We start from the raw sequence: 17125 nt of genomic DNA on the forward strand, positions 1-17125 counted from the left end.
CAGCTCCGGCTTGGAGTTGCGGCCGTAGTGGTTGGTCTCGCGCTCGTACCAGTAGGTCGTGGCGTTGGCACCAGGCGTTGGCCGGGGTGCTGCTGTAGCAGGGCTCGCCGCTGTTGTTGCCGAACACCGGCACCGTCTGCACCGACTTGGTCTCGGCCTTGCCGCTCGCCCAGCCGGGCAGGCGGTTGAGCCCGAAGGTGTACTGGGTGCCGTCGGCGGTGGTGACCCGCCAGTACTCGCCGTTGTTGTCGCCGTTGACCGCGCCGGTGAGGTACTCGACGCGGGTGCCGTCGTCACGCTTGGGCCGCCACTGCTTGGTCGTGGCGTCCTTGATCAGCTCGACCGAGGAGCCGCCCAGCGACAGCACCGCGTTCTCCTGGTCCCAGCACAGGTCGCCGGTCTTCTTGCCGTCGAGCATGCAGGACTTGTAGCGGCGCTCGATGAAGCCGCCGGGGTTCAGCTCGAAGCCGTCACCGGCCCAGGACGCCTGGTTGTTGGTGGCCGCGGTACGGCCGTCCAGGCTCTGGGAGGAGTAGGCCAGCGACAGCTCCGGCTCGTCGCCGCCCAAAGAGGGCGGCGTGCGCATGTCGTAGCTCCAGGTGAAGTCGCCGGTCTGGGTGCCGACGGCAGGCGGCCGTGGCGGTGGCCGACTTCAGCGCGCACTCCTCCAGCTTGACCAGGCCGAGCCGGGCGCCGTAGTCGCCGCCGTAGGCGTAGAGCTCCACCGTGACCGGGGCGGCGGTCTGCTCCGGGGCCGACTTGCCGGAGGCCGCCTTCGCCGGGACGAGCTTGACGGGGAAGTCGCCGGCCACGGCCTTGGCGCTCGCGCCGACGCCCAGCTCGGCCTTCTGCTTCCTGGGCCAGGCCACGCGCGGCGGGGCCGTCCAGGCCTGCTTCCGCGCGGGGTCGGCCATCGGCGGCAGGACCGGCACGCTCGTGCCCTTGACCGGGGTCTCCTTCTGCACCTGCGGGGCGGTGCGCGGGGCCGCGTAGGCGGGCACGGCGTAGGCCATCTCGGCCAGGAGGACGACCGCGAGGACGGGGGCCAGCCGGCGCGGCCAGCGCGCCTCGGCCTTGGCTCCCTCGAAACGGTTCCAGGACGGGTCGGGACGATCGGGTTCTCGGGCGGTCGGCTGAAGACCGCTCCAGCGGGATTCGGGCAGGTCTAACTCATCCTGCGGGTCCATTGAACCTCTCCCAGTGGGGGGGAAACGGGACTTACTGGGCGGCTGGCTGAGCGGTCTGCGGGGTGCTCAGCACTCGGTGGTAGAGGCGGATGCCCTCATGGGCGCGGACGGTCTGCCTGGCGGACCGCCGGGCCGTCGCCGGACGCGCCCTGCGGCAGGCCCGGTCAGCGGGCGCCCGGACGGGCCCGCGATCTTCGATTGACGATCGGATGATCGCTCCCGGCACGCCGTCGGTCCAGACTTTTGCGCATTAAGCTCAAAGTTACTTTCAGACCTTCCGGCCCGGCCGGAAGTTTCCGTCAGGCCGGCGGCGGTGCCGGAGGGGCCGCCGTTTTCGCAGCTCATCGCTGGGCAAGAGCGGGCCCATGGATCATTCACAGGCGCCGGTCCTGGAGGCGCTGCAGGCGTACCACGACAGCGGACAGCTGCCCTTCACCCCTCCCGGCCACAAGCAGGCCCGCGGCGTCGACCCGCGGGTCACCGCGGTGCTGGGCGAGACGATCTTCCGCTCCGACGTGCTGGCGGTCGGCGGGCTCGACGACCGCGCCTCCTCCGGGGGCGTCCTGGAGCGGGCGGAGCAGCTCATGGCCGACGCCGTGGGGGCCGCGCAGACGTTCTTCTCCACCTGCGGCAGCTCCCTGTCGGTGAAGGCGGCGATGTTGTCGGTCGCGGGGCCGCACGAGAAGCTGCTGATCGGCCGGGACGCGCACAAGTCGGTGGTGGCGGGGCTGATCCTGTCCGGGATCAGGCCGGTGTGGGTCGAGCCTCAGTGGGACGAGGAGCTGCGCCTGGCCCACCCGCCGTCGCCGCGGGCCTTCGCCGACGCCTTCGCCGCGCACCCCGACGCGCGCGGCGCCCTCGTCGTCACCCCCACCCCGTACGGCACCTGCACCGACCTGGCCACGCTCGCCCGGATCTGCCACGACCACGGCAAACCCCTGATCGTGGACGAGGCGTGGGGCGCCCACCTGCCCTTCCACCCCGACCTGCCCACCTGGGCGATGGACGCCGGCGCGGACGTGTGCGTCACCAGCATCCACAAGATGGGCTCCGGCCTGGAGCAGAGCTCCGTCTTCCACCTCCAGGGCGACCTCATCGCGCCGGAGCTGCTCAAGGAGCGCGCCGACCTGTTCAGCACCACGAGCCCGTCGGTCCTGATCTACGCCGCGCTCGACGGCTGGCGCCGCCAGATGGTCGAGCAGGGCCGGGAGATCTACGACCGCACGCTGGAGCTGGCCGACTGCCTCCGTTCGCGCGTCTCGGCCATCGAGGGGCTGCGCGTGCACGGCCGCGACGACTTCTGCGGGCCCGGCCGCGCCTTCGACGCCGACCCGCTGCAGCTCATGGTGGACGTCAGCGGCCTGCGGACGGGCGGGTACCAGATCGCCGACCGGCTGCGCGGCCACCACCAGATCAACGTCGGCCTCGCCGACCACCGGCGCATCGGCGTCCAGCTCACCCACGCCGACGACGAGCAGACGACCGGCCGGCTCCTCGCGGCGCTGCGCGATCTCCAGGGCCGCACCGCCGAGCTGCCGCCGCCGCCCCGCATCCCCATCCCCTCGCCGGCCGACCTGCGGCTGGAGCAGGCCCTGCTGCCCCGTGACGCGTTCTTCGGCCGGGCCGAGCACGTCCCGTGGCAGAAGGCCGCCGGGCGGGTCACCGCGGAGCTGCTCACGCCGTACCCGCCGGGCATCCCCGCCGCGCTGCCGGGCGAGCGGCTGACCGACAAGGTGCTGCGGTATCTGCACGCGGGCGTGGAGGGCGGCATGGTCGTCCCCGACGCGGCCGACCCCAGCCTGGAGACCGTCCGCGTGGTGGTGGACGACGCCTGACCCGCCCCGGTGCGGCCACCCGGGGCGGCCGGGGTGCCGGGCCCGATGGGTGCGGGGCTCGGTGGGTGCGGGGCTCGGCGGGTGCACGGCCCGGCGGGTGCACGCGGGCGCGGGCCGGTCAGTAGGGGCGGCCGGTGCCCTCTCCCGGGAGGTAGCCGCCGTCGTCGGCGTCAGTGCGGCCGGAGCCGCCGTCCGGGTCGTCCTCCTCGTCCGAGGGCACCCAGTCCACGTCCGCGCTGATGTGCTCGCCGCCGCTCGGGGCCCGCGCGGGCTCCTCCGGCCGCCCGCCGTCCTCGTCGACGATCATCCCGTGCTCGGCCTCGTCCACCGGGCCCCGGACGCGGAAGCCCGGGTCCCCGCCCTCGCCCTGCGGCTCCAGCGCGCCGGGCGGCATCGGGTGCGGGCTCGGTCCGTAGGTGGCGACGTGGTCGTCGATCTCGTCGGTACGGGCGGCGACCGCCTTCTCGTCCGAGCCCGCCGTCACCGGCCACTCGTCGTCCCTGCCGGTGACGTAGCCCATGGGGCGGGCGTACCCGCTCTTCGGCTCGGCGTCGTCACCCGGTTTCGCGCCGGGGCTGACGTTGGACCCGCGGATCGACACCGGGCCCACGTCGCCGCCCATGTTGTGCAACTCGGCGTCGAACGTCGTCCCCTTGTCCCGCTCCCGCCGCTCGTCCCGCTCCCGCTCGTCCCGCTCGTCCCGCTCGTCCCGCTCGTCCCGCTCGGGGCCGGCGGGGCCGGCTCCCGTCCGGCCGCCGTCATCGGGCCCGTTCGGCCGGCGTTCGCGCTCTTCGTGCTCTGTGTACTCTTCGAGCTCTGCGTGCTCTGCGTGCTCTGTATGCTCTGCGCGCTCTGCGTGCTCTGCGTGCTCGCGGTCCGGGTGCTCCCTGTCCGGCATGCCGCTCCTCCTCACTCGGGCTCGACCCGCATGGCGGCCTCCTCGGCCGTGTAGCCGCCGGAGTCGGGCCCCACCTCCGTGGCCACCTCATCGGGCTCGGCGTCCTCGTGCGTGCCCTCGTCGGGGGCCACGAGGCGGCCCGCGCGCCGCGGCGCGTCCCAGACCTGGCCCGACGGCTCCTCCGGCTGCGCCTCCCAAGGCGGATCCACGCCGGTGTCACGCTCGTAGGAGGTGTCCAGGTCCGAGCCCACGCCCAGGCCGCCCTCCTCGGTCACCCGCTCGACGGCCGGCGCGTCGTCGTCATCGGCCGGCAGGCGGGCCGCGGTGGCGGACTCCTCGGCCCCGAACACCGGCTGCTCCTCGGCCACCTCCCGCTCCAGCCGGCCGGTCAGCGACTCGCCCTGGATCTGCTCGTCGTCCGTCGTCCCGAAGTCGTTCACGGCGACCGGCTCGTCGGCGGGCAGCGGCGCCTCCTGCGGATCCACCGCCCACTGCTGTCCCGGCGTGCCGTCTTGCAGGTCCGGAATGCCCTCGTCCTCGAATTGCGAGTGAGGATCGTGTTCCGGTACGTGATGACTCATCCGTTCCCCCGCTTCCCGGCCGGCTCTCCCGGCTCCCGCTCCGGCCACCGGCTTCCCCGGCCCCGTGCGGACGTCGGCGCGGTTCGGTGACCGTGGCTTCCGGTCCGCTCTCGTCCCGAACCCGCCCCCTACCCCCACACCCGAGAAGGCCACCTGCTCCGGCCCCCGCGTGACCGCGGGATGCCCCCGGGCAGGGCGCGGCGGGTAGAGTCGCGGCGTGCCGGCTCAGCAGCCCCTCACGTACCAGGCGTTCGTCCAGCTCGCCACCGCCGATCCCGCCGTCGTCGGCCTCGTGCTCAAGGGCTCCAGGGCCCACGACGGCATGCCCACCGAGCACTCCGACCACGATCTGTACGTCGTCCTCGCCGACGGCGCGGAGTCGGGCCTCGCCCGGTTCGCCGGACACCGCAGCCCCGAGCTCGACCTGGTCGTCCTCTCCCTCGCCGAGTTCCGCGCGGCCGGAATGCCGGGCTTCGAACGCTACGCCCTGGCCCGCGCCAGAGTCGTCCTCGACCGCCTCCCCCCGGACGACACCGGCGGTGACGCCGGACGCGACCGCACGGCGCCCTCGACCGTCACATCTGGCACAGATGACACGAGTTCGCGCGGCGGTGGCATCGCGGCGATCCTGGCGGCCAAGGCGCGGCTCGACGCCGAGGAGGCCGTCCGGGACTCCGCCGCGTGGCTCGACGCCTACGCCAACTCGCTCTACCGCTCGGTCAAGAACGACCGCGACGGGCATCGGCTCGCCGCCCGCCTCGACGCCGCCGACAGCGTCCGGTTCCTGCTGGAGCTGCTCTTCGCGATGGACCGCCGGCCCCGTCCGTACAACAGGTACCTGGAGTGGGAGCTGGCGCGGCACCCGCTGCCCGGCTGGGACGCCGGGCTGCTGCTGGACGCCGTGGAGCGCATCTCCGGGACCGGGGACGTGGCCCTGCAGCGCAGCCTGTTCGCCCGGGTCGAGACGGCGGCCCGGCGCGCCGGGCACGGCGCGGTGCTGGACGCGTGGGGCCCGGACCTCGCCCTGATGCGCCCGCCCGCCGCGCTCTCGGAACCATCGCGAGCTTCCGGGAACGAGACTGCCCGGGGCATCGGCTGGTGAGCCCCGGCCCCCAGCCACCTGCGCAGCCGGGCGTCACCGGAGAACCAGGCCACATGGGGAGCCGGGCGTCGCCGGGAGATCCGGCTATGTGCGGAGCCGGGCTTGCCAGGGGTGTGTGGCGTGCTCGACGCGCAGGGCGTCGTCCAGCCAGCGCCGCTGCTCCCCGGTCAGGATCGGCAGCACCGCCTCGAAATCGGCCTGGTCCTTCGGACGGGGGTCCTTGGCTTTGTAGAGGAGCTGCACCTCCGGGGCGAGCCGGCGGAAGCCGTCGTCCGCGACGGTCAGGCCGGCCAGCGGGCGGCGGATCCGGGGGTCGCGCCGATAGACCCACTCCTCGCCGTCGGTCTCGTCCAGCATGAGCTGGAAGCGCCACGGCCCGCCGGGCCGCTCGCGCACCCAGATGTCGTGCGCCCGCCGGGGCAGCGTCTCCCCCACCGGCCAGGGCAGCGTGGTCTCGGCCACGCCCGCGACGTGCACGTCCCAGCCGACCAGGAGGCGGCGCACCGCGAGCTGGTCGCGGCGCGGCAGCGCGACGTCCACGTCCCCGTGCTCGCGGTACGCGCGCCCGACGGCCAGCTCGATCGCGTACCCGCCGGCCACCCACCAGGGCGACGCCAGGCCGCGCAGCAGCGCGACGACCTCGCCCAGCGGCGCCGGCTCCCATCGCTCCGGATCATTGTCGACGTCGGTCATCCGGACATCATGCACGAGCGACGCGGCCAGGGAGCAACTCCGGTGGCGGCACTGTCGCCTTGACGTGACGCGCAGTATGTATCTATAAGCGGAATGTCTCTCCGAGCAGAGACGGGGCGAACGCCTGGTCCAAGGGAGGTGCCTCGGACGAATGACGAGTGTGACCCGGGACGAGGTGTTGCGCGCCGCGGCGGTCCGGCGTGAGCCCGCGCCCAAGGTGCCCCCGTACGCCGCCGCCTACGCCGCCCGGGTGGCGGCCCTCGGCGTGCTGCTGCCCGAGCTGAGCGGCGTCGCGCGGGCGGCGACCGTCGTTCACGGGTGGCGGCCGTACCAGGTGGTGGGCCATCTCCTGGCCTCCGACCGGCTGCTCGCGGCGGCGCTGGGCGCGCCCCTGCCCGGGGGCCGGCCGTCGAGCGACGACCGGGAGGCGTACACGGACGAGGTGCTCGCGACGGCGGGCGGGCCGGAGGAGGTGGTCGCCGCGTGGCGGGCGCAGGCGGCGGCGCTCTGCGCGTTCGTCGCGGCGGCGGACGCCGGGCTGGCGGAGACCAAGGTCACCGCGGGCGGGCTGCGGCTGCGCGTACGCGACCATCTGACCGGCCGGGCCTTCGAGACCTGGGTGCACTCCTGCGACATCGCGCGGGCCGGCGGCATCGCCCTGCCCGACCCCGTGGCTCCCCACGTGCACGCGATGGCCGACATGGGCTGCCGCTCGCTGCCGCTGGCGCACCAGGTGGGCGGCGGGACGGGCACGGGCACGGTCGAGCTGCGGCTGACGGGGCCGGGCGGCGGCACGTGGCCGGTCCGGCTCGGGGACGACCCGGGCCGGCGGCGCGGGACGGTGGTGATGGACGCCGTCGAGTTCTGCTTCCTGTTCGCCGACCGCCGAGATCCGCGCACGGTGACGGCGCAGGTGGAGGGGCCGCTGGCGAGGGAACTGCTGGAGACGGCTTCGAGCCTGGTCCGCCTGAGCCGCTGAGCGGCTCATCCCGAACACCTGAGCCGAGCCGCTGAACGCGAATCCCGGGAACACCTGAGCCGAGCCGCTGAAAGGCGAATCCCGGAACACCTGAGCCGAGCCGCCGGACGGCGGATTCCCGAGCGTCTGAGCCGGGCGGCGGATTCCGTGCCGGCCATTGACATACCAGTTGGTTATATAAACAATTGGTTATGTGAGTGCGGAGACCCTGGACGCCACTTTCGCCGCCCTCGCCGATCCGACGCGCCGCGCGATCCTGGCCCGGCTCAAGGCCGGCGAGGCGACGGTGACGGAGCTGGCGGCGCCGTTCGACATGACACAGCCGGCGATCACCAAACACCTCAAGGTCCTGGAGCGCGCGGGCCTCATCTCCCGCGGCCGGGACGGGCAGCGGCGGCCGTGCAGGCTGGAGGCCGCCGCGCTCAAGGAGGCCACCGACTGGCTGGAGGGCTACCGGAGCTTCTGGGCCGACCGCTACCAGAGCCTGGACGCCCTCCTGAACGAGCTCAAAGAAGAGGACACCCGTGATGAGTGAGACAGCCGAGCGCTACCGCCGGCGCGCCGACGCCTTCGAGCGCAAGGTCGTGGCCGTGCGCCCCGAGCAGTGGGCCGACCCGTCCCCCTGCGCGAAGTGGACGGCCAGGCAGGTGGTGGGGCACATCGTCGACATGCACGCCGCCATGCTGCGCCCGCTCGGCCGCACCCTCGGCCCCGCCCCGTCGGTGGACGAGGACCCGTTGGCCGCCTTCCGGGCCGCCCGCGCGGACGTGGAGGCGATCCTGCGCGACCCCGCGCTCGCGGGCCAGGAGTGCGACACCCCCTCCGGCCGCATGACGGCGGAGCGGCACATCGACCAGGTCATCAGCGAAGACCTGCCGCTGCACGGCTGGGACCTGGCCCGCGCGACGGGGCAGGACGACACGATCGACCCCGTGGACGTCGAGCGGAGCTGGGCGGGCATGCGGTCGCTGCCGCCCGAGCTGATGGAGCGGTTCCGCACGCCGGGCGCGTTCGGGCCGGGCATCGAGGTGTTCGGGCCCGAGGTGAAGGTCGAGGAGGACGCCTCCACCCAGGACAGGCTGCTCGCCTTCATCGGCCGCGACCCGCGGTGGCGCCCGTGACCGCGCCGCTGACCGTGGCCACGCCGTCCGAGCGCGCCATCGTCATGACGCGCTCGTTCGACGCGCCACGGCACCTGGTCTTCGCCGCCTGGACCGAGCCGGCGCTGGTCAGGCGCTGGTACGGCGCGCACGGCTGGGACATCGTCGAGGCCCGCATCGATCTGCGGCCCGGCGGCGCCTGGCGGTTCGTCTGGCACGGGCCGGGCGGGGCGGTCATGGCCTCGGGCGGCGTCTACCGCGAGGTCGTCGCGCCCTCCCGGCTGTCCTACACCGAGTCCTTCGACGATCACTGGTATCCGGGCGAGGCCCTGGTCAGCCACGACTTCACCGAGCGGGACGGCGTCACGACCCTCACCACGACCCACCTGTTCGCCTCCAGGCAGGCGCGGGACCTGGTGATCGAGTCGCCCATGGAGCGCGGGGTCCGCGAGGGGTTCGACCGCCTCGACACGCTCCTCCCCGCCCTGCGCCGACCCCTCCCCGGCCTGCGCCGGCCCCTCCCCCGCATCACCGCAAGCGACCATCCCGGAAGCACAGGGTGATCTAAGCTGTACGCGGTGTGACCGCGAGAAGGGGAGGCCCATGCTCGACCAAGCAACCGCCACGGCGACGGAGCCCGCCGGGGAAGCCGGCACGCAGGCCGGCAGGGAGGGCGGCACGCAGGCCGCCGCCCTGGCCGGCGGGCAGGCCCTGGCCAGGGCCGGCGTCGTCGGCGTCACCATCGTCTGGGCCGACAACAACGGCATCCCCCGCTCGCGCACGGTCCCCGCCGCCCAGTACGACGCGGCGATCGAGCGCGGCGTCGGCATCACCCCGCTGTTCGCGGTCTTCGACTCCCACGACGGCATCACCTTCGACCACTCCCCCCTGGGCACCCCGTCGGGCGACATCCGGCTGATGCCGGTGCCCGACCGGCTCGTGCGGCTGGCCGGGCAGCCCGGGTTCGCGTGGGTGCCGGGGCGGCAGGTGGCGGCCGACGGCTCCGCGTGGCCGTACGACCAGCGGGGCGTGCTGGAGCGGCAGGTCGCGCGGGCCGCGGCGCTCGGGCTGGACTTCCTGGCCGGCTACGAGATGGAGTTCCACCTCAGCCGGGCGGGCGACGACGACGGTGACGAGGTGCGCCCCGTCTACGACGGCCCCTCCTACGGCCCGGCCAAGCTGCTGGCCGTCGACGCCTTCGCCGCGCAGCTCCTGCACGACCTCGACCGCAACGGCGTGCCCATCGGCCAGCTCCACGGCGAGTACGGCCCCGGGCAGTTCGAGTTCAACATCTCCCCCGCCGACCCGGTCACCGCCGCCGACCGGCAGCTCCTGGCCCGGCAGACCGTGCATGCCGCGGCCCGCGCGCACGGCCTGCGGGCGAGCTTCGCCCCGCTGGTCAACCCGGGCCAGGTGGGCAACGGCTGGCATCTGCACACCTCACTGTCCCAGGCGGGGGCGAACCTGCTGTCCGGCGGGGACGGCCCGGCGGGGATGACCGCCGAGGGCGGCGCCTATCTGGCCGGCCTGCTGCGCGACCTGCCCGCCGTCGTGGCCGTCACCGCACCGAGCCTGTCGTCGCTGCAACGGCTGCGGCCCGGCTACTGGTCCGGCGCGTACACCTGCTGGGGGGTGGAGAACCGGGAGGCGTCGCTGCGGCTCGTACCGTCCACTCCGCTGCTCGGGGCGGGGCACGCCAACGTCGAGCTCAAGCCGTCCGACGCGGCGGCCAACCCCTATCTCGCCCTCGCGGCGGTCATCGCCGCGGGGCTGGGCGGCATCGAGGACGGCCTCACGCCGCCCGATCCGGTGCAGGACAACCCGGGCTCCTGGAGCGAGGAGCGGCGGGCCGAGCACGGAGTCCACCGGCTGCCCGCCACGGTGACGGAGCAGCTCGGCGCGCTGCTGGGCAACCCGCGCGTGCGGGCCGCGCTGGGCGAGGAGCTGACCGACGCGTTCCGCGCGGTGCGCGTGTCGGACGCCGCCCGGGCCCGCGACCGCGACGCGGCCGACGTCCTGCGCTCCTACCGCTGGCTCTACTGACGACGACCCCGGCGGCCGGCCGTCCGGACGGACGCCCGGCCGGCCGCCCCCGGGAGCCTGGCCGCGCCCCGGGGAACCTGGCCGTGCCCCAGGCGCCTGGCCGTTCTGACGGCGCCGGCCCGTGGCGCGCGCCCCCTGCCGCCGGTCGCGGCGGCGGGAGCGGTTACCGTGGGTACATGACCGCTCACGACGCATCGGGCGCCCCGGGCCAGGGGACATCGGCGGCGCGGGGGACGATGTTCGGGGCGCTGCTGTCCGCGAGCCACACCTGCGCCTTCGAGCAGATCCCGGTCCTGGTGGCGGAGCAGGCGGCGCGGGTGGGCCTGGCCGACGTGGTGATCTACCTGGCCGACCTGCAGCAGGAGGTACTCTCCCCGCTGGCGGGCCTGGCCGCGCCGGCCGGCGAGGCCGAGGACGCCCAGATCTGCATCGAGGGCACGCTGGCGGGGCGGGCGTTCCAGCACGGCCGGATCCTCCCGGCCGCCGTGCACGACCCGCACGAGTGGTGGGTGCCGCTGGTGGACGGCACGGACCGGCTGGGCGTCCTGCGCATCACCGCCACCGACGTGGACCGGGAGGCGCTGCTGGACATGGAGCGCCTGGCCGCGCTGGTGGCCCTGCTGGTGGTCTGCAAGCGCCCGATGAGCGACACCTACGCCAAGCTGGTGCGGCGCAGGCGCATGAGCGTCTCGGCGGAGATGGAGTGGCGGCTCATGCCGCAGCGCACGTTCGGCACCGAGCGCATCGTGATCAGCGGGGTGATGGAGCCCGCCTACGACGTCAGCGGCGACGTGTACGACTACGCCTTCGACGGCCTCCTCGCCCACCTGGCGATCTTCGACGCGATGGGCCACGACACCGCCGCGGGACTGACCGCCAACCTCGCGCTGACGACCCTGCGCAACTGCCGTCACGCGGGCGACGGGCCGGAGGTGGCGGCGCGCCGGATCGACGAGGCGCTCATGGGCATCTTCGGCGGCGAACGGTTCGCCACCGGCATCATCGCCGACCTCGACATCCCCAGCGGCGAGCTGCGCTGGGTCAACTGCGGCCACCATCCGCCGGTCATCATCCGCGGGCGCGCCACCGTCGAGCTGACGTGCGACCCGGGGCCGCCGGCGGGCACCGGGCTGGGGCTGCCCGTGACCGTGAGCCAGACGCGGCTGCAGGCCGGCGACCGGCTGCTGCTCTACACCGACGGCATCACCGAGGCCCGCAACAGCGCCGGCGAGGAGTTCGGCATGGAGCGGTTCACCGACTTCCTCATCCGGCACCAGAGCGACGAGCTGCCGGTGCCCGAGACCCTGCGCCGGCTGATCCTCCACCATCTCGACTATCACGGGCACCGGCTCCGCGACGACGCCACCGTGCTGCTCGTCGAGTGGCCGGGCTCGTGCCCGTACTCCGACGAGCAGGCCGACGCGCTGACCGGCATCCCCCGGGGCGACGCCGTCTGACGCGACGCCGGGGCCCCGCCGCAGGAGAAGGGGCCCGAGACGCCTGTGATCTGCCCCACTTCAGATGCTGAAACATTGCAGATTATGAAAAATCCCCCCTACTCTTGACTGGTGACCATCGTGGACAGCGCTGACGAACTCGGCCGGAGGGACCGGAAGAAGCTCGAGACCCGTGCGGCGCTGGAACGCGCCGCCCTCACGCTCGTCGCCGAGCGCGGCCTGGCGGGGGTCACGGTGGAGGACATCGCCGAAGCGGTCGACGTCTCCTCACGCACGTTCTTCAACTACTTCCCGTCGAAGGAGGACGCGCTCATCGGCCGGAACCAGTTCACCGCCGCCGAGCTGCGCGAGAAGCTGGAAGCCGTCCCGCCGGAGGTGCCCGTCCTGGAGGCGTTGCGGCGGATGGCACGGGCCGAGGCCGAGCATGTTCAGGAGCAGCAGGAGCAGTGGCTGCTGCGGCTGAAGGTGTTCGAACAGAACCCGTCGCTGCTGCCGCGGCTCGTGGCCAGCGGCACCGAGACCGAGCGCGCCGTCACGGAGGCGGTCGCGCGCCGGGCCGGCGTCGAGCCGGGCACGACCGGATATCCCGAACTGGTCACCGCGGCGGGCCTGGCGGCCTTCCGGGTGGCGATGATGCGCTGGAGCGCCGCGGGCGCCCGCCGCCCGCTGGCCGGCCTGGTCGACGAGGCCTTCGCGCAGCTCGCCGCCGGCCTGCCCAACCCGTGACCTGCCCGGTCACCGTCCCCTTTCCACCGTACCGGTAAACGTTTCGCCCTGCCGGCGTCCGCGGGTGTCACCGCGGGCGCCGCTTTGTCTGAGAGAGATTGAGGAAAAATGACATCCACCAGCGCGCAGCCCGAGGCCGAGGCCGCGGCGCCCGCCTCCCGAAGAAAGGTCCTGCAGGCGCTGTCGGGGCTCATGGTGGGCATGTTCGTGTCCATCCTGGCCTCGACGGTCGTGGCCAACGCCCTGCCGCGCATCATCACCGAGCTGCAGGGCACGCAGACGGTTTACACCTGGATCGTCACCGCCGAGTTGCTGGCCATGACGGCCACGGTGCCGCTCTGGGGCAAGATGGCCGACCTTTACAACAAGAAGCTGCTGATCCAGCTCTCGCTGGGGTTGTTCGTGGTGGGCTCGCTGATCGCGGGCCTGACGCCGAACGTGGAGATCCTCATCGTCAGCCGCGTCGTCCAGGGCGTCGGCGCGGGCGGCATGACCGCGTTGTCGATGGTCGTGATGGCGGCCATGATCCCGCCGCGTGAGCTGGGCCGCTACGCCGGCATCTTCGGCGCCGTGTTCGGCGTCGGCACCGTGGCGGGCCCGCTCATCGGCGGCGTGCTCGTGGACACCTCCTGGCTCGGCTGGCGCTGGTGCTTCCTGCTCGGCGTGCCGTTCACGATCGTGGCCATCATCCTGCTGCAGCGCACCCTCGACCTGCCGGTGGTGCGCAAGGAGGTCAAGGTCGACTACCTGGGCGCGCTGCTCATCACGGTGGGCGTGTCCACGCTGCTGATCTGGTCGTCGCTGGCGGGCAACCAGTTCGAGTGGGGCTCCTGGTGGACCGTCGGGCTCGTGAGCGGCGGCGTGATCGTGCTGGCGCTGGCCGTCTGGGTCGAGTCGCGGGCGGCCGAGCCGATCATCCCGCTGGCCATCTTCAAGAACCGCACCGTCGCCCTGGCCACCATCGCCAGCGCGCTGGTCGGCGTGGCGATGTTCGGCGGCACGGTCTTCCTGTCGCAGTACTTCCAGGTGGCGCTCGGCAAGTCCCCGACCGTCGCCGGTCTGATGAGCCTGCCGATGGTGTTCGGCCTGCTGATCTCCTCCACGGTGGCGGGCCAGCTCATCACCAGGACCGGCCGGTGGAAGGGCTTCCTGGTGGCCGGCGGCGTCGTCATGCTCGGCGGGATGGGGCTGCTCGGCACCATCGACGGGCAGACCGGCACCGTGCTGCTCGGCGTCTACATGGCGGTGCTCGGCATCGGCGTGGGCATGCTCATGCAGAACCTGGTGCTCGCCGCCCAGAACGACGTGCCCGCCCAGGACCTGGGCTCCACCACCTCGGTGCTGACCTTCTTCCGCAGCATGGGCGGCACGATCGGCGTCAGCGCGCTCGGCGCGGTGCTGGCCAACCGGGTCACCACGCTCATGACGGAGAAGCTCGGCCCGATGGCCGCCGCCGGTGGCGGCGGCGGCGGCGACCCGCACGCGGTGCCCGACATCTCCAAGCTGCCCGCGCCCGTCGTCCGCGTCATCCAGGACGTGTACGCGACCGCGACCGCCGAGTTGTTCCTCATCGGCGTGCCGCTGACGGCGCTCGCGCTGGTGGCGGTGCTGTTCATCAAGGAGAAGCCGCTGGCCACGCTCTCGGGCGAGGAGCGGCTGGCCAAGGAGCGCGCCGCCGCGGCCGCCGGCCACTGACAGCCGACGCTGACGGCCGCCACCGACGGCCGCCACCGACGGCGGCCATTCACCGCCGCCGTCAGCGGCCGCCATGGGCGGCTCCCCGGTCCGCGGCCTCCGGGTCGCGGGCCGGTCAGGCCACCAGGAGCTGTTCGTCGAGCTCGGCCAGCGTCACCGTGCACAGCCCGCCGCGCTCGGCCCGCACCTCGGTCACCTTGAGCCGCGTGCCGGGGGCGAGGATGAACTCCTCCTCCCCGGTGAACGCCGAGAAGCCGCGGATGCCGACGGCGCGTACCGGGCGCACCTCGAAGAGCGTGCGCTTGCCGCGCCGCCCGAGGAACGCCTGCGCCACGCCCAGCTCCGAGGTGCACGACGACACGCCCCACCACGTGACGGTCCGGCCCACCGGGTACTGCCCCCGCAGGTCCAGCGACACGCCGCGCCACAGCGGCTCGGTGCGGGCGGGCAGCCGCGACACGGCCGAGGACAGCAGCCTCAGGTACGGCAGGTAGGGCACGATCCGGCTGCGGTCCGGGTGGCGCAGGGTGGCGTTGATCTGGCGGTAGAAGGCCGACTCGCAGGTGTAGAGGTACAGCGCCGCGATCTCGTCGGCGGACAGGCCGTGCGCCGCCGCGGCGGCCGCCTGCTTCTCCCCGAACCGGTACGACTGCTCCACGTGCCAGTCGAGCCCCGGCAGCAGCGCGGCCACCGGCGCGACCGAGTCGGGGAAGGGCATGAGCGGGGTGGCGGACACGCCGGTGATGGCCGGCAGCTCCAGGCCCTCGTCCTTGACGCCGGCCAGCCGTTCGAGGTAGAGCTGGTGCAGCTCCATGGTGGAGGCGATGAACGCCCCCATGCGGTCGGCGTCCGCGCCGGAGTCCCCCGCGCGCTCGTTCCAGCCCTTGCTGGGCAGCCAGTCGATGCCGTCGGCGCCGAGCGCGTTCAGCGCCGCGTTCACCTCGGCGAAGTGGTCGCCGTCGCAGAAGATGTCGCCCTGCGCCGCCGGGTTGGGGTGGTCGATGTGCCGGACCTCGACGCCGGGATACTTCTTCTGCAGCCGCTGCACGACGGACTTCAGGGTACGGGCGTGCGCGCCCCACCACGCGAACACCACGCCCCGGTCCTGCTCGCCGGCCTCCTGCTTGGCCCGCAGGATCTCCTCGACGATGCGCTCGACGACCGGCCGCCAGAACGCGGTGTGCCGGTCGGTGGGGATCGCCCCGTCGCCGCTGGCCGTCAGCGCGGCGTTCAGCAGCAGCACGCCCTGCGTGAGCATGGCCTGGAACCACTCCGGCGGCTGCACGGTGTCGTGCTCCTTGAGCAGGGCACGCAGGTCGGCGATCGGCGTCTTCTTGGGGATGCCGTGCTTCCACATCGCCGCCGCCTTGATGATGCAGCGGATGGAGACGGTCCGGCCGAACCGGCTGTCGGCCCAGTCGTGGAAGGTGTTGTCGAACATCGCGATGCCGGTGGCGCTCTCGGCCCGCGGGTAGGGGTTCTGGCCGAAGACGACGACCTTCCACTTGTGCGGCGGGTTGGGCTTGAGCGCCTGGAAGGTGAGCTCCCGTACGGGCACGACGTCCGGGCCGCGGCCGGGGCCGATGAACGCCTCCGCGCCCGGCTGCGACTCGATGACCGGTCTCAGCAGCGGCGCCCACGCCTCTCCCCCGCCCTTGAACAGCTCGGCCAGGGCCAGCGGGTCGTCGGGGGCGGGCTGGGCGGTGACGCTGTCGTCGCTCATCATGGGCTCCTCGATCGGCGGAACGGCAGGGGAATTGTGCCGCATGAGGATCATGGACGCGACGTCGCGGGCGCCGGATCGGGCAAGATCCGGATTGTCGGCAGGGCGCGGTATGGTCATGGCTCCCTGGAAGTCCCCGTACCTGTCCGGAAGTGAGTTCATGACCGTCAAGCTCGTGCAGCCGCCGCTCAAGGTGGTGCTGGTGGACCTCAACCCCAACGTGGTCGCGGAGTGGCTGGCGGCCTTCGCCGACACCCCTGAGGTCGAGATCCGCAAGGGCTCGATCCTCGACCAGCGGGTGGACGCCTGGGTCAGCCCCACCAACGCCAAGGGGCGGATGGACGGCGGCACCGACGCGGCCATCAAGCGCCACCTCGGGGCGGGCATCCAGCTGCGCGTCCAGCGGGCGATCCGCGACCGGTTCGGCGGGTCGCTGCCGGTGGGCAGCGCGGTGTGCGTGCCGTCCGGGGCGACCAACCCGAAGTTCCTGATCTCCACGCCGACCATGCAGCAGTCGGCGCAGGACGTCAGCGAGACCCTCAATGTGGCCCTGGCCTGCGCCGCCGCGTTCCAGGCCATTCACGCGCAGAACGAGCTGCAGCCGGGCAGCATCGGGTCGGTGGCGCTGGTCGGCATGGGCGCGGCGACCGGCCGGGTGCCCGCGCGGGTCTCGGCCAACCTGATGTGGACCGGCTACACCCTCTTCAACGACCACGTCTTCCGCGACTACGACGACCTGCGCGCGACGATCCGCGAGCAGCTCGACGACATCGACAGCAGGCCGCAGGAGGAGCGGGTACGCATCAAGCCGCCCGCGGGCCGTTCCCGCCGCTGACGCCCGCTCCGGGGCCCCGCCGCCGACGCCCGCGGGCCCGTTCCCGCCGCTGACGTCCGCTCCGGGGTCCGGCCGCCGACGGGCGCGCCGGCTCCGCCGTCACCGGGCCCGCCCCGGCGGGGCTCTCATGGGGTGCGTTTCCGAGGGTCAAAAGCGTGGCAACCTCCCCTGAGCCCTGGCGTTTCCCGCGCGGCGGCGGATCGCGCCCGGCTTATCGTGATCGCCGAATCGATCACGGAAGGGCGGCTTCCATGCCGGAACGGCAGGCTCT

16 protein-coding genes are annotated in these 17125 nt (G+C 73.4%); 11 read left to right on the forward strand and 5 right to left on the reverse strand.

The window, feature by feature from the left end:
* Positions 1–470 precede the first annotated feature (470 nt).
* A complete protein-coding gene (locus IO39_RS50680) occupies positions 471–1187 on the reverse strand; it encodes a hypothetical protein (protein ID WP_052422953.1) in 717 nt (238 codons plus the stop codon).
* Between the two features lie 365 nt (positions 1188–1552).
* On the opposite strand from IO39_RS50680, the gene IO39_RS15760 reads away from it, so the two are divergent.
* Positions 1553–3022, forward strand: coding sequence for an aminotransferase class I/II-fold pyridoxal phosphate-dependent enzyme (locus IO39_RS15760; protein WP_043622636.1), 1470 nt, complete (start codon positions 1553–1555; stop codon positions 3020–3022).
* A gap of 118 nt (positions 3023–3140) precedes the next feature.
* Here the strand turns inward: IO39_RS15760 and IO39_RS54420 are convergent, their stop codons facing one another.
* Both IO39_RS54420 and IO39_RS15770 read right to left on the reverse strand, forming a co-directional pair.
* The gene (locus IO39_RS54420; RefSeq protein ID WP_043622641.1) at positions 3141–3920 is read right to left on the reverse strand and encodes a hypothetical protein; all 780 of its coding nucleotides are present in this window, start codon (positions 3918–3920) and stop codon (positions 3141–3143) included.
* An 11-nt stretch (positions 3921–3931) separates the two neighbouring features.
* On the reverse strand, positions 3932–4501 hold the full coding sequence (locus tag IO39_RS15770) for a DUF5709 domain-containing protein (protein ID WP_157548377.1): 570 nt from the start codon (positions 4499–4501) through the stop codon (positions 3932–3934).
* A gap of 217 nt (positions 4502–4718) precedes the next feature.
* Between IO39_RS15770 and IO39_RS15775 the strand changes: the two genes are divergently transcribed.
* Positions 4719–5603 carry a hypothetical protein gene (locus IO39_RS15775; protein ID WP_211267032.1) on the forward strand — a complete coding sequence of 295 codons (885 nt, stop codon included), beginning with the start codon at positions 4719–4721 and terminating at the stop codon, positions 5601–5603.
* 84 nt (positions 5604–5687) lie between these two features.
* On the opposite strand, the gene IO39_RS15780 is transcribed toward IO39_RS15775, so the two are convergent.
* Positions 5688–6296, reverse strand: a complete 609-nt coding sequence (locus tag IO39_RS15780; RefSeq protein WP_043622653.1) for a nucleotidyltransferase domain-containing protein — start codon at positions 6294–6296, stop codon at positions 5688–5690.
* Between the two features lie 151 nt (positions 6297–6447).
* Here IO39_RS15780 and IO39_RS15785 point away from each other — a divergent pair, with 151 nt between their 5' ends.
* The 8 genes from IO39_RS15785 to IO39_RS15820 all read left to right on the forward strand — a co-directional run bounded on the left by IO39_RS15785 (position 6448) and on the right by IO39_RS15820 (position 14296).
* A complete protein-coding gene (locus IO39_RS15785) occupies positions 6448–7275 on the forward strand; it encodes a maleylpyruvate isomerase N-terminal domain-containing protein (protein WP_084772926.1) in 828 nt (275 codons plus the stop codon).
* 193 nt (positions 7276–7468) lie between these two features.
* Positions 7469–7810: an ArsR/SmtB family transcription factor gene (locus tag IO39_RS15790; protein ID WP_043622656.1), complete on the forward strand. Its 342-nt coding sequence runs from the start codon at positions 7469–7471 to the stop codon at positions 7808–7810.
* Positions 7803–8396, forward strand: coding sequence for a TIGR03086 family metal-binding protein (locus tag IO39_RS15795; RefSeq protein ID WP_043622659.1), 594 nt, complete (start codon positions 7803–7805; stop codon positions 8394–8396). Before IO39_RS15790 ends, IO39_RS15795 begins: the two co-directional genes overlap by 8 nt.
* On the forward strand, positions 8393–8938 hold the full coding sequence (locus IO39_RS15800) for an SRPBCC family protein (RefSeq protein ID WP_084772972.1): 546 nt from the start codon (positions 8393–8395) through the stop codon (positions 8936–8938). The genes IO39_RS15795 and IO39_RS15800 overlap by 4 nt, the downstream gene beginning before the upstream one ends.
* A 40-nt stretch (positions 8939–8978) precedes the next feature.
* Complete coding sequence (locus IO39_RS15805) at positions 8979–10418, forward strand: glutamine synthetase family protein (protein ID WP_084772928.1); 1440 nt, start codon at positions 8979–8981, stop codon at positions 10416–10418.
* Positions 10419–10594: 176 nt separating this feature from the next.
* Entirely contained in the window at positions 10595–11875 is a 1281-nt protein-coding gene (locus tag IO39_RS58895) for a PP2C family protein-serine/threonine phosphatase (RefSeq protein ID WP_281200089.1), read from the forward strand.
* A gap of 111 nt (positions 11876–11986) precedes the next feature.
* The gene (locus IO39_RS15815) at positions 11987–12601 is read left to right on the forward strand and encodes an acyl-CoA-like ligand-binding transcription factor (RefSeq protein WP_245641988.1); all 615 of its coding nucleotides are present in this window, start codon (positions 11987–11989) and stop codon (positions 12599–12601) included.
* A gap of 108 nt (positions 12602–12709) precedes the next feature.
* Positions 12710–14296, forward strand: coding sequence for an MDR family MFS transporter (locus IO39_RS15820; RefSeq protein WP_043622663.1), 1587 nt, complete (start codon positions 12710–12712; stop codon positions 14294–14296).
* Positions 14297–14411: 115 nt separating this feature from the next.
* On the opposite strand, the gene IO39_RS15825 is transcribed toward IO39_RS15820, so the two are convergent.
* The gene (locus tag IO39_RS15825; protein ID WP_043622666.1) at positions 14412–16019 is read right to left on the reverse strand and encodes an ADP-ribosyltransferase domain-containing protein; all 1608 of its coding nucleotides are present in this window, start codon (positions 16017–16019) and stop codon (positions 14412–14414) included.
* A 160-nt stretch (positions 16020–16179) separates the two neighbouring features.
* Between IO39_RS15825 and IO39_RS15830 the strand changes: the two genes are divergently transcribed.
* The gene (locus IO39_RS15830) at positions 16180–16854 is read left to right on the forward strand and encodes a macro domain-containing protein (protein ID WP_043623207.1); all 675 of its coding nucleotides are present in this window, start codon (positions 16180–16182) and stop codon (positions 16852–16854) included.
* The last annotated feature ends 271 nt before the right edge of the window (positions 16855–17125 follow it).

It is taken from the genome of Nonomuraea candida (assembly GCF_000725485.1).
GTDB lineage: Bacteria > Actinomycetota > Actinomycetes > Streptosporangiales > Streptosporangiaceae > Nonomuraea > Nonomuraea candida.

Excerpts from the sequence above, each read along its gene's own strand:
- IO39_RS15760 (WP_043622636.1), top strand. The coding sequence starts at position 1,553 with ATGGATCATTCACAGGCGCCGGTCCTGGAGGCGCTGCAGGCGTACCAC.
- IO39_RS50680 (WP_052422953.1), bottom strand. The coding sequence starts at position 1,187 with ATGGACCCGCAGGATGAGTTAGACCTGCCCGAATCCCGCTGGAGCGGT.
- IO39_RS15830 (WP_043623207.1), top strand. The coding sequence starts at position 16,180 with ATGACCGTCAAGCTCGTGCAGCCGCCGCTCAAGGTGGTGCTGGTGGAC.
- IO39_RS15825 (WP_043622666.1), bottom strand. The coding sequence starts at position 16,019 with ATGAGCGACGACAGCGTCACCGCCCAGCCCGCCCCCGACGACCCGCTG.
- IO39_RS15785 (WP_084772926.1), top strand. The coding sequence starts at position 6,448 with ATGACGAGTGTGACCCGGGACGAGGTGTTGCGCGCCGCGGCGGTCCGG.
- IO39_RS15795 (WP_043622659.1), top strand. The coding sequence starts at position 7,803 with ATGAGTGAGACAGCCGAGCGCTACCGCCGGCGCGCCGACGCCTTCGAG.
- IO39_RS54420 (WP_043622641.1), bottom strand. The coding sequence starts at position 3,920 with ATGCCGGACAGGGAGCACCCGGACCGCGAGCACGCAGAGCACGCAGAG.
- IO39_RS58895 (WP_281200089.1), top strand. The coding sequence starts at position 10,595 with ATGACCGCTCACGACGCATCGGGCGCCCCGGGCCAGGGGACATCGGCG.
- IO39_RS15820 (WP_043622663.1), top strand. The coding sequence starts at position 12,710 with ATGACATCCACCAGCGCGCAGCCCGAGGCCGAGGCCGCGGCGCCCGCC.
- IO39_RS15805 (WP_084772928.1), top strand. The coding sequence starts at position 8,979 with ATGCTCGACCAAGCAACCGCCACGGCGACGGAGCCCGCCGGGGAAGCC.
- IO39_RS15770 (WP_157548377.1), bottom strand. The coding sequence starts at position 4,501 with ATGAGTCATCACGTACCGGAACACGATCCTCACTCGCAATTCGAGGAC.
- IO39_RS15780 (WP_043622653.1), bottom strand. The coding sequence starts at position 6,296 with ATGACCGACGTCGACAATGATCCGGAGCGATGGGAGCCGGCGCCGCTG.